The sequence below is a fragment of the Allorhizobium borbori genome, from assembly GCF_014196535.1.
In the GTDB taxonomy this organism is placed as follows: Bacteria; Pseudomonadota; Alphaproteobacteria; order Rhizobiales; family Rhizobiaceae; genus Ectorhizobium; species Ectorhizobium borbori.
In genome coordinates this window covers 79,739-91,153 of record NZ_JACIDU010000020.1, presented here as the reverse complement: position 1 = coordinate 91,153, position 11,415 = coordinate 79,739, and the positions used below count along the sequence as shown (strand labels likewise).

10 protein-coding genes are annotated in these 11,415 nt (G+C 61.3%); 1 reads left to right on the top strand and 9 read right to left on the bottom strand.

The genetic code is table 11. From position 1 onward, the window contains the following. Positions 1-569: beta/alpha barrel domain-containing protein (locus GGQ66_RS19915; RefSeq protein ID WP_502708728.1), on the top strand; the 569-nt coding region annotated here is incomplete at its 5' end. A gap of 268 nt (positions 570-837) precedes the next feature. Here GGQ66_RS19915 and katG read toward each other — a convergent pair. The 9 genes from katG to GGQ66_RS19870 form a co-directional block, all read right to left on the bottom strand. After that, complete coding sequence (katG, locus tag GGQ66_RS19910) at positions 838-2,997, bottom strand: catalase/peroxidase HPI (protein ID WP_210287344.1); 2,160 nt, start codon at positions 2,995-2,997, stop codon at positions 838-840. Between the two features lie 200 nt (positions 2,998-3,197). Further along, on the bottom strand, positions 3,198-4,115 hold the full coding sequence (locus GGQ66_RS19905; RefSeq protein WP_183794927.1) for a TIM barrel protein: 918 nt from the start codon (positions 4,113-4,115) through the stop codon (positions 3,198-3,200). A 25-nt stretch (positions 4,116-4,140) separates the two neighbouring features. Continuing rightward, the gene (locus tag GGQ66_RS19900) at positions 4,141-4,887 is read right to left on the bottom strand and encodes a glycerophosphodiester phosphodiesterase family protein (protein ID WP_183794925.1); all 747 of its coding nucleotides are present in this window, start codon (positions 4,885-4,887) and stop codon (positions 4,141-4,143) included. Between the two features lie 27 nt (positions 4,888-4,914). Beyond that, complete coding sequence (locus GGQ66_RS19895) at positions 4,915-5,739, bottom strand: ABC transporter permease (protein ID WP_370686394.1); 825 nt, start codon at positions 5,737-5,739, stop codon at positions 4,915-4,917. 71 nt (positions 5,740-5,810) lie between these two features. After that, positions 5,811-6,737, bottom strand: coding sequence for an ABC transporter permease (locus GGQ66_RS19890; protein ID WP_183794920.1), 927 nt, complete (start codon positions 6,735-6,737; stop codon positions 5,811-5,813). A gap of 11 nt (positions 6,738-6,748) precedes the next feature. Further along, a complete protein-coding gene (locus tag GGQ66_RS19885) occupies positions 6,749-7,732 on the bottom strand; it encodes an ABC transporter ATP-binding protein (RefSeq protein ID WP_183794918.1) in 984 nt (327 codons plus the stop codon). A gap of 1 nt (position 7,733) precedes the next feature. Continuing rightward, positions 7,734-8,732, bottom strand: coding sequence for an ABC transporter ATP-binding protein (locus GGQ66_RS19880; protein ID WP_183794916.1), 999 nt, complete (start codon positions 8,730-8,732; stop codon positions 7,734-7,736). Positions 8,733-8,834: 102 nt separating this feature from the next. Next, complete coding sequence (locus GGQ66_RS19875; RefSeq protein ID WP_183794914.1) at positions 8,835-10,469, bottom strand: ABC transporter substrate-binding protein; 1,635 nt, start codon at positions 10,467-10,469, stop codon at positions 8,835-8,837. 133 nt (positions 10,470-10,602) lie between these two features. Then, entirely contained in the window at positions 10,603-11,313 is a 711-nt protein-coding gene (locus tag GGQ66_RS19870) for an HAD family hydrolase (RefSeq protein ID WP_183794912.1), read from the bottom strand. Positions 11,314-11,415: the final 102 nt, after the last annotated feature.

The following is an 11,415-nucleotide window of genomic DNA, read 5'->3' as shown; positions in this document are numbered from 1 at the left end:
GCGCCGACCTGCTGTGGATCGAAACCGAGAAGCCGCATATCGAACAGATCGCCGGCATGGTCGACCGCGTTCGCGAAGTCATCCCGAACGCCAAGCTGGTCTACAACAACTCGCCGTCGTTCAACTGGACGCTGAACTTCCGCCAGCAGGTGTTCGATGCCTGGCAGGAAGCCGGCAAGGATGTCTCGGCCTATGACCGCGCCCGCCTGATGAGCGTCGATTACGACGAAACGGATCTGGCCAAGGAAGCCGACGAGCGCATCCGCACCTTCCAGTACGATGCCGCGCAGCGGGCCGGTATCTTCCATCACCTCATCACGCTGCCGACCTACCACACGGCCGCGCTCTCGACGGACAACCTCGCCAAGGAATACTTCGGCGATCAGGGCATGCTCGGCTATGTCGCCGGCGTCCAGCGCAAGGAAATCCGCCAGGGCATCGCCTGCGTCAAGCACCAGAACATGGCCGGCTCCGACATGGGCGACGACCACAAGGAGTACTTCGCCGGTGAAGCCGCGCTGAAGGCCGGCGGCGTCCACAACACCATGAACCAGTTCGCCGCCGGCTAAGCCTGACGCGACGCCAGCAGGATCGGCCCTTCTCCCTCAACGAAGCGCCGATCCAAAAGCGAAAACCCGCTGCAGCCTCCTGCAGCGGGATTTCTTCGTCAATGGGATGGCGGTGACTACACTTTGGGTTCTCGGGAGCCGAAGTGTTACAGATGTGACGCAACGCTGCTAACCCTTCGCGAGGAACGGCGGGGACGGGTGGTCGTCCACATTCGAACCCGTAACGGAAAGCCGGCGCCGCAGACACTACGGCGCCGGGAGCATCTCATCAGGCGATGTCGAAGCGGTCGGCGTTCATGACCTTCACCCAGGCGGCGACGAAGTCGTTCACGAACTTCTCGCCGTTATCATCCTGGGCATAAACTTCCGCATAGGCACGCAGGATAGAGTTTGAACCGAACACCAGATCGACGCGCGTGGCGGTCCACTTCACCTCCCCGGTCTTGCGGCCGCGGATTTCGTAGAGACCGTTGCCAACCGAATTCCAGGTGTTGCCCATGTCGGTGAGGTTGACGAAAAAGTCCGTCGTCAGCGCACCGGGACGGCTGGTGAAGACACCGTGCCTCGTGCCGCCATAGTTGGCGCCGATGACGCGCAGGCCACCGAGGAGTACGGTCATTTCGTTCGCGGTCAGCCTCATGAGCTGGGCACGGTCGAGCAGAAGCTCTTCCGGGCTTACGACATAATCCTTCTTCAGCCAGTTGCGGAAACCGTCATGAATGGGTTCCAGAACGTCGAAGGAGGCAGCATCGGTCTGGGCGTCCGTGGCGTCGCCGCGGCCCGGCGCAAAGGGAACTTTCGCATCGAAGCCGGCAGCCTTGATGGCCTGCTCCAGACCGACATTGCCGGCCAGAACGATCACATCGGCCACGCTCGCGCCTGTCTCGGCGGCAATGCCCTCGAGAACGGCGAGAACCCGTGCGAGGCGGGCCGGCTCATTGCCTTCCCAATCCTTTTGCGGCGCCAGACGGATGCGCGCGCCGTTGGCGCCGCCACGCATGTCCGAACCACGGAAGGTACGGGCACTGTCCCAGGCGGTGGAAACGAGATCGGGAACCGAAAGGCCTGCATTCGCGATCCTCGCCTTGACGGCATCGATATCATAACCGGTGCTGCCGGCCGGAACCGGGTCCTGCCAGATCAAGTCTTCCGCCGGTACATCCGGGCCGATGTATCGGACCTTCGGCCCCATGTCGCGGTGGGTCAGCTTGAACCAGGCGCGGGCGAAGGTATCCGCGAAGTATTCGGGGTCGGACATGAACTTCTGGCAGATCGCGTTGTAGATCGGATCAACCTTCATCGCCATATCGGCGTCGGTCATCATCGGGTTGTGGCGAATGGAAGAATCGCTGGCGTCGACCGGCTTGTCCTCTTCGCGGATCGTGACCGGCTCCCATTGCTGCGCACCCGCCGGGCTGCGGCGAAGCTCCCATTCATGCCCGAAGAGCATATCGAAGAAGCCCATGTCGAATTTCGTCGGATGCGTCGTCCATGCCCCTTCAAGGCCCGACGTGACGGCACGGCTGGCAAGGCCATTCTGGTTGGGGTTTGCCCAGCCAAGCCCCTGCGCCTCAACGCCGGCGGCTTCCGGTTCCGGGCCAAGCACAGCAGCATTGCCGTTACCATGGGTTTTGCCCACGGTATGGCCGCCAGCGGTCAGTGCCACGGTTTCCTCGTCGTTCATGGCCATGCGGGCGAAGGTTTCGCGCACCTGCTGCGCTGTTTTCAACGGGTCAGGCTTACCGTTCACGCCTTCCGGGTTCACGTAGATGAGACCCATCTGCACGGCAGCCAGCGGGTTTTCCATGGTCGAGGGCACGTTCACGTCGCCATAGCGCGCATCGCTCGGGGCCAGCCATTCCTTCTCGGCGCCCCAATAAATGTCTTTTTCCGGGTGCCAGATGTCTTCACGGCCAAAGCCGAAGCCGAAGGTCTTGAGACCCATGGAGTCATAGGCAATGGTGCCGGCAAGGATGATGAGATCGGCCCAGGACAGCTTGTTGCCGTACTTCTTCTTGACAGGCCAGAGCAGACGGCGGGCCTTGTCAAGGCTGACATTGTCCGGCCAGGAATTGAGCGGTGCGAAACGCTGGCTGCCGGTGCCGCCGCCGCCGCGACCATCGGACAGACGGTAGGAACCTGCGGCATGCCATGCCATGCGGATCATCAGACCACCGTAGTGACCCCAGTCGGCCGGCCACCATTCCTGGCTGTCGGTCATCAATGCGTGCAGATCGCGCTTCACCGCGTCGAAATCGAGCGTCTTCACGGCCTCGCGATAGTCGAAGTCCTTGCCCATCGGGTTGGTCTTGGTATCGTGCTGGTGCAAGATGTCGAGATTGAGTGCGTTCGGCCACCAGTCGGTATTCGACTTGCCGGTCTCGGTGACGGCGCCGTGCATCACTGGACATTTACCGGTTGATTTCATGTCGTTTCCACCCATTTTTTCTCTCCGCGTTCCGCATGGCTGACCGGGGTTTGCAAAAGAGGCCCGGCCGGTCTTTTGTCCTCTTCACAGCAATGAGTAACAGAAACGATCCATAATTTATAATTGCATTTTCTATTTCCAGCGATAACAAATTATTATTGATAGACGCCCGCCGCTATGGGCGGCGGGCGCTATTCTGCTTATTCGGCAGCGGCTTGCATACCGATGGCGGCATTCAAGGCCATCAGCTTGCGGGCACGTTCCAGGCTTTCCGGCTGTTCGGCCCGGTAGCGGCGGCCAATCTCCATCATCAGCACCGTCCCCGGTAGGAAAGTGAGTTCGGAAAAGATGCTTTCCCAGTCAATATCACCCCAGCCGAGCGGCATGTGCAGATCGCCGATGCCGAGCGCCGTCGATTCCTGCGGATGGTAGGGAACGTAGAAGCCCTCCGGCCGACCGAACGAGTCATGCACATGCAGGTGGCCGGCAACCGGTGCCATGGCGCGAAGCTGGTCGCGGAAATCGAGACCGCGATAAGTGGATTCGATATAGGCATGGCTGAAATCGATCAGCGCCACCAGATGTTCATGGCCGACCGCCTTCACGGTTGCGGCAATTTCGGCCGGGGTCTGGCGATACTGGCCGGGTTCGGTGGAGAAGATGTTTTCAAGCGCGATGCGCACGCCATGCGGTCTGGCGAATTCGGCGAGTTCAAACAGTGCCTCGCGCTCGCGCTTGTCCGCCTCGGCCCGGTCGAAAATCTGGCTTGGGCGAAGTTCGCCGCCATGTTGGACAAGAATGCCGGCACCCAGCCGGTTACAGACTTCAACCAGCGCCTTGGCCGCCTGAAGCTGGAAACCGCAGGTGGCCGGGTCCATGAAGTTGGAAGAAACGAGGCCGTGCACAGTGTAACGGAAATCGAACTGCTTCGTGAGCGCGACGAGGCGATCGGCGCGGTCCTGAATGATACGGCCACCGGCAACGAGATCGAGGCTGGTTACGCCCAGTTCGACCGTATCGCAGCCGATGTCTGCCAGCGCACGCAGATCGCTTTCCAGCGAATGAAGTTCACCGTCGTCCGAACCAACGTTAAACCCCGTTCCGATAAGATTGCTCATAATGTTCTCCAAATTTTGCAATATTTTATGCTATTTCGCTAATTTCCGACCTCAGCCGAAGTGCAAGGTCGGGACGATCCGAAGTCAGGTGACCGATGCCGCGTTCGAGCCAGGAGCGGATCAGTTCCTCCTCGTTCAGCGTCCATACGCAAAGCCTCGACAGCGACAATTTCGATGTGACGAGATCCCACTCGGCACCCAGCAACTCGTGCTGGATCGCGACGATATCGACGAGATTATCGACCCGGTCGATGAAGGCGGAAAGCCCACCCTGCCGCTCGGCCCAGTCACGGTTTACGGAAACGAGGCGGGCGATTTCGGGGGCTTCACGGCGGCAATCTTCGAGGACGCCGGTGTCGAAAGAGGTCAGATGACTGCGCGCCGCCGCGCCGAAGCGGGCCACCTCCGCTGCCACTTTCGCAGCAATGTGCGGATAGGGCCTGCCGCTTTCGTCGATCTTGATTTCGACATGGAGGTCCTTGCCGGAAGGGGCCAGTACCTCCAGGACCTCGGCAAGGGACGGTACGACGTCGCCTGATCCCGTCAGATTCGTTCGTGTGCGGGCCTCCGGTGTAAGGAAGCGGACGGGTCCGCTCCCTTCGGTCGTGCGGTCAAGCGTCGCGTCGTGGATAACGATCAACTCCCCGGCATCGGTGAGATGAACGTCGAATTCGACGGCATCCACATCGAGCGCCAATACGTTGCGAAACCCGGTAAGGCCATTTTCGGGCCAAAGGTTGCGGGCGCCACGGTGGCCGGTGATTCTGGTCATGGGTGTCTCCTACGAATACGGTCAAAATCAGCGAAGCGTGGGGTCGAGCTTGTCGCGCAGCCAGTCACCGACAAGCGAGATGGATAGCGTCGTCAGCATGATGACGAGCGAGGGTGCCAGCATGATCCAGGGCGCACGGGTCAGATATTCCCGACCGAAACCGACCATGTTGCCGAGGCTGGTTTCCGGGGGCTGCACGCCGAGACCGAGAAACGACAGGCCGCTTTCCATCAGGATGATTTCCGGGAAGGTCAGCGTCATCGACACGATCAGTGTCGAAGCGACATTCGGCAGAATATGCTTGAGATAGACGCGCATTGGCGTTGCGCCGAGTTGCACGACGGCGGCGGCATAGCCCTGTGCACTGGCCGAGATCGCAAGGCCGCGCGCAATGCGGGCGTAGCGCTCCCAACCGTAAAAGCCCATGAGCACGATGAGGAGCGACATGGACGACCCGAAGAACGCCAGGATCGCAATCGACATGATGAGGAACGGGAGTGCAGCCTGAAAGTCGGCCAGTACCAGCACGAGATGCTCCACGACGCCCCGGAACTTCGCGGCAAGAAAGCCAAGCGTCGTGCCGAATATGGCGGAGATGATCGTGGCACCGAAGGCAATCACCAGGGACATGCGGATCGACTGGATAAGCCGGGACAGCACATCGCGGCCAAGTTCGTCGGTTCCCAGCAGGTGCGGAAAAGTGCCCGGCAAGGCAAGGCGACTCCGCAGGTCCATGGCGGTGATGCCATAGGGCCGGATCTGGTCGGCGAAGATCGCGATCAGCACCATGCCGGCAAGCCAGGCAATGCCGAAGCCGACGGAGAACGGCACCTGCCGAAGCGCCCTGCGCATGCGCGAGAGAACCGTGTTGTGGTCCGGCGTTACGGGTGCAGATGTGTCTGCAATCGTCATGATCGTTTTCCTCAATGGGCCGATTGGCTGCGCAGGCGCGGATCGAGCCAGCCGTAAAGCAGGTCGACGACGAGATTGGACACAACCATCGTGGCGGCGACCATCAGCAGAATGCACTGGACGACGGCGAGGTCGCGGTTGGTCACGGAAACCACGAGCAGGCGACCTATGCCTGGCCAGGAGAAGATCGATTCCACCACCACCGCGCCCGCGATCAGCGAACCGACCATGAAGCCGACGATGGTGACAATGGGCACGGCCGCGTTGGGCAGCGCGTGGCTCCACACGACGTCTTTCCATCTCAACCCCTTGGCGGAGGCGGTGCGAATGAAGGGTTGCCCCATCACCTCGATCATCGCCGAGCGGGAGAAGCGCGCGAGAATGCCGATCCCGCCGATGCTCATGGTCAGCGTCGGCAGGATGCCGTGCTGCCAGGTGTCCTGCCCACCCGAGGGCAATACGCCCAGAATGACCGAGAACAGCAGAACGAGCAGCAGGCCCATGACGAAGGAAGGAATGGTGAAGCCAAGTACAGCGCCGAAGATGACGCCCCGGTCGATGATGCTCTGGCGATGAAGCGCCGCATAGATGCCGGCGGGAATGCCGATGGCAAGCTTCAGCAGCAGCGCGGGAATGGTAAGTTGCAGCGTGGCGGGGATACGCTCGATGACAAGTTGGATGGCCGAGGCCTTATCCCGCATCGATACGCCGAAATCACCGCTGAAGATCGATTTGATATAGGCGACATACTGCACCCAGAGCGGCTGATCGAGCCCCCAGGCTGCCCGGAAGGCCAGCACGGTATCGTTGGGTGCATCGGGACCGAGCATCACCTGCGCCGGGTCACCCGACATCCGCAGCACGACAAAGGCAAAGGTAATAACCGCGAGAATGGTGATGAATGCGCGGAGGAGACGGGTGAGAATGAAACGGATCATTATCGGATTCCTCAGGCGGCCACGGCATCGGCCGGTGCCTCAACCATGTGACAGGCCGCCGTTCGCCCCTCGCCCGCGACAAGCAGCGCCGGCACGCGGCTGCGGCACAGGTCGTTTGCCAATGAACAGCGTGGATGAAAGGCGCAGCCCGATGGCCGGTTGGCCGGGTTCGGCGGTTCGCCCTGCAGAATGACGCGCCCCTCGAGCATCTTGCCCGGTACGGGTACGCTGGAAACCAGCGCCTTGGTGTAGGGATGCAGCGGGGTCTTGAAGATCACGTCGGAGGAAGCTTCCTCCACGATCCGGCCGAGATACATCACCGCCACGCGGTCGGCGATGTTGCGCACCACCTTGAGGTCATGGCTGATGAAGACCATGGCGATGTTGTTCATATCCTGCAGATCACGCAGCATGTTGACGACCTGCGCCTGAATGGAAACGTCGAGCGCGGAGACGGGTTCGTCACAGACGAGAAGTTTCGGCCGGGAGGCGAGTGCGCGGGCGATCACGGCGCGCTGGCGCTGCCCGCCGGAAAGCTCGTGCGGATAGCGCCCGCCCTGATCCGGGCGCAGCCCCACGGCGGCCATCAGTTCGGCAACCCGTGCGGCACGATGCTCCTTCGGGATGACCTTGTGAATGTCGAGCGGCTCGCCGATCTGCTGTGCGATCGTCAGACGACGATCAAGCGCTGCAAGCGGGTCCTGATAGACAAGCTGCATCCTCGCCCGAAGTGCGCGCCATTGCGGTGTGCCGAATTCGGGCATGGCTTGCCCCTCGAAGACCACGTCACCGCCCTGGGGAGCGTCAATGCCAAGCAGCATTCGACCAAGGGTCGACTTTCCAGACCCGCTTTCGCCGACGATACCAAGCGTTTCGCCCGGTCTGACGGTCAGGGATACCCCATCGACGGCGCGGACTGGCGTCGGCTTGCCGAGCAGGCCGCGGCGGACCTGATAGGTTCTGACGAGATCGCGTGCTTCAAGCAGATGAGCCATGTCACAGCGCTCCTTCGAGAACGGCGGGTGCTGCGGCAGGCCGCGCCTCGCCCACCGGACGCAGACAGGCCAGACGCCGGCCATCAGCCATGTCGGTCAGGTCCGGCCTGAGGTGACGACAGGCGTCGATCGCGCTGGAACAGCGGGGCGCAAAGGCGCATCCTTCCGGCAGGCGGCGCGGATCGGGCACGGTGCCGTGAATGGGAATGAGGCGACGGCGTTCGCCATCAAGCCGGGGAATGGCGTCGAAAAGACCGCGCGTGTAGGGATGGCGCGGCGCATCGAACAGCGCACCGATTTCGCCCTGCTCCACCACTCGCCCGGCATACATGACGAGGACTCGTTCGCAGACCTGCGAAACCGCACCTAGATCGTGGCTGATGAAGACCGTCGCCATGCCGGTTTCGCGGCGAAGGGCGATCAGCAGATCGAGGATCTGCGCCTGAATGGTGGCATCGAGCGCGGTGGTCGGCTCGTCTGCCACCAGAAGATCGGGATCGCCGGCAAGCGCCATGGCGATCATCAGGCGCTGGCACTGGCCGCCGGAAAATTCGTGGGGGAAGAGATCGAAGCGGCGACGCGCATCGGGAATGCCGACCATATCCATCAGGCGCAAGGCTTCCGTCCTTGCCGCTTCGCCCTTGAGATTGCGATGGAGCGCCAGCGCCTCGGTAATCTGGCGACCGATCCGCAGCACCGGATTGAGGGAGGATGACGGGTCCTGAAAGATCATTGCGATCCGCCCGCCGCGCACGGCTTCAAAGGCTGAGCGGGGCTGGCCCACCAGTTCGCGACCGTCGATCTGGACTGAACCCGAAATGCGCGCCTTGCCGGGCAAAAGACCAAGCGCTGCCAGCCAGGTGACCGACTTTCCGCAACCGGATTCGCCGACGAGACCGATGGCTTCGCCGCGCTTCACATCGAGATCGATGCCATGGAGAACCTGAACGCCATCGAAGGAAACCTTGAGGTCACGCAACTCCACGAGATTGGACGTCATCGCGCTCACCTTTTCATCGTTGATGGATTACATCGCCGCTCCTGCGGCGGAAACAGCTGCGCCAGCCGCCTTGTTCAGACGGCTGGCGCTTTATTCGACGGTTCAGATGAACCAGTTGTTGGAGCGGAAATCCATGGCGAAGGCGGGTGCGGCCTTCCACTTCAGCGACTTCTTCATGCCGGTGAACACGGCATTCTGGTGGAGAACCTGATAGGCGGGATCCTCGCGCTCGGCGATCTCCAGCATGCGGGCAATCGCCTTCTTGCGCAGCGCACGGTCCGTCGAGGTTTCCATGACGACGGAGAGCTTGTTCAGCTCTTCGTTCGACCAGTCCTTCTTCTGCTGCATTTCGCCGTTCGGGCCGAACTGCACGACCATCGGCGTGATCGGATCGTTGATCGTGTTCGAAGCCGACCAGTCACGCACGCCCTTGACACCCTGCGGATCGTGGATCTGCGCCCAGTTTTCCTTCATCTGGATTTCGACATTCAGGCCAACCTGCTTCCACATCTCGACCAGAATCTGCGCCGTGGGAGTCTGGTTGGTGTAGTAGTTGTTAAGCAGGCGATAGGGGATGGCATCGCCCTTGTAGCCAGCTTCTTTCAGAAGCTTCCTGGCGAGGTCCGGATTGTATTCCGGAACGGTCCAGCCATCGATGAACATATCCGTGGTCTTGAAACTGTCGAACTGCAGGCCCGCAGGAACAACCGTCTTGCCGCCCCAGAGCGCTTCGACGATGGCCTGACGATCGACCGCATGGGTGAAGGCGCGGCGAACGAGCGGATTGGCCAGAATTTCGTTCTGGGTGTTGAACACCGAGATACGATGGTTCCAGATGGTGGAGTTCTGCACTTCGAGGCCCGGCGCAGCGGCAATCGTGGCGATCTGGTCCGGCGGCAGGTCGCAGGCAAAGTCGTACTCGCCGGACAGCAGGCCATTGACGCGCGAGGCGACTTCCGGAACTTCCACGAAACGGATCTGTTCCAGCGGCGGGCGACCGCCCCAGTATTCATCGAAGGCAACCAGCGTCAGCGAAACGTCCGGCTTGTATTCGGCAACCATGTAGGGGCCGGTCGTGACCGGCTTGCGAGCCCAGTCGGCATAGGTTGCAGCTTCATCCCAGGCGCGGCGGTTGGCAATCTGGCTGCCGCCGGAATAAAGGCGACCTTCCAGCGTGACATCCGGCGTCGTGTTGTGGAAGCGGACCGTATACTTGTCGACAGCCTCGACGCCGGCAAGGGCCGGCCACAAACGACGACCGTTGCCGGGAACCGACGGCGGCAGTTCCTTGACGGTGGCCGGCTTGTTGTCGGTTTCAAAGATCGTCTTGCCGTTCTTCGGCTCGGTGTTACCGAAGACGCGTTCCTTCGAGAAGGAGAAGACAACATCTTCAGCGGTCAATTCATCGCCGTTGTGGAACTTGACGCCACGGCGCAGCTTCAGCTCCAGCGTTTTGTCGTCGATACGCTTCCATTCGGTGGCGAGGCCGGCGACCGGACCCTGGTTGCCCATCCAGTCACGCAGGATGAGGCCTTCCCACAGGTTCGGGAAGAACACGCGCTCGCCGACGTTGGACTGTTCGTACCAGATGTCCAGCGTATTGTTGTTGGTGATCTTCTGCACCGCGATGGTGATCGACGGACGCTTGGTCTGGCTGAACGACATGCGGGGCAGGACAAACGTGCCGGCGGCAGCGCCCATCAGGCCGAGAGCGTGGCGACGATTGATGGAAAGCATTGGAGATGCTCCTTCTTCAAGAGAGACAATGGAAAACGGGCTGACCGATTTTCTGTGCTTCAGGTGTCGGTCAGTTGATGGCTGTATGAATATTCGGTGACATTCACCTCCGCGAAGATCGCGGGGATAGCGCTCAGACAGCCGCGGGCGCGGCCTGATGATGTGTGCGGACCCGCCCAGCGCCGAGAACCGTTTCGAACGCACGAGCAAGGCCGGATGCTGCGGTTACGGTCATCACCGCGCCCGCGTCACGCAAAACCTCATGACGGCCTGCGCGAGGATCGGCGGGGTCGACAAAACCGATGGCCTTCATGCCCGCGGCAACGCCGCCGGCAATGCCGTGCGGGCTGTCATCGATGACCAGACAACGGGCCGGATCGACGCCGAGCGTTTCTGCGCACAGGAAGAAGAGGTCCGGTGCAGGTTTCGGACGCGCCACCATCTCGGCGCTGTAGATGTGCGGGGCGAAGTCCTTCCAGAGACCGAACAGGCCGAGGCTGTTACGCAACCTCTCCATCGTCGAATTGGAGGCGACGCATTTCATCTGGCGAACCGATGATACGACTTCGGCAATGCCCGGCATGGGTTGCAGCGAACGGGCAAACTCTCCGTAAAGCCGGGTGCTCATTGCCGAAAAGAGCGGCTCGGGATCGGCAATGCCAAGCTCGTCGCGGCAGATGATACGCGCATCGCTGTCGGAGTAACCGGTGAAGCGGCGGCGTACTTCACCCTCCGATAGTCCAATGCCTGCTGCGGTGAGGGTCTCGCTGAGGATGCGGCTGGCGACAGGTTCACTGTCGATCAGCACACCGTCACAATCGAATATTACAAGGTCAATCGTCATTGCACCGAAGAACTGTGTTCGTAAGAATCAGAGGGTTGTTTCGGAAACAGCCGGGTCACGGCTTGACTGTTTCCCTGTTGATGCGAAGAGGTAAGTTACAAG

Bases quoted from the DNA above. Each gene is read 5' to 3' on its own strand.
- GGQ66_RS19875 (WP_183794914.1), bottom strand. From the start codon at position 10,469: ATGCTTTCCATCAATCGTCGCCACGCTCTCGGCCTGATGGGCGCTGCC.
- GGQ66_RS19870 (WP_183794912.1), bottom strand. From the start codon at position 11,313: ATGACGATTGACCTTGTAATATTCGATTGTGACGGTGTGCTGATCGAC.
- GGQ66_RS19895 (WP_370686394.1), bottom strand. From the start codon at position 5,739: ATGCGCAGGGCGCTTCGGCAGGTGCCGTTCTCCGTCGGCTTCGGCATT.
- GGQ66_RS19880 (WP_183794916.1), bottom strand. From the start codon at position 8,732: ATGACGTCCAATCTCGTGGAGTTGCGTGACCTCAAGGTTTCCTTCGAT.
- GGQ66_RS19885 (WP_183794918.1), bottom strand. From the start codon at position 7,732: ATGGCTCATCTGCTTGAAGCACGCGATCTCGTCAGAACCTATCAGGTC.
- GGQ66_RS19900 (WP_183794925.1), bottom strand. From the start codon at position 4,887: ATGACCAGAATCACCGGCCACCGTGGCGCCCGCAACCTTTGGCCCGAA.
- katG (WP_210287344.1), bottom strand. From the start codon at position 2,997: ATGAAATCAACCGGTAAATGTCCAGTGATGCACGGCGCCGTCACCGAG.
- GGQ66_RS19905 (WP_183794927.1), bottom strand. From the start codon at position 4,115: ATGAGCAATCTTATCGGAACGGGGTTTAACGTTGGTTCGGACGACGGT.
- GGQ66_RS19890 (WP_183794920.1), bottom strand. From the start codon at position 6,737: ATGATCCGTTTCATTCTCACCCGTCTCCTCCGCGCATTCATCACCATT.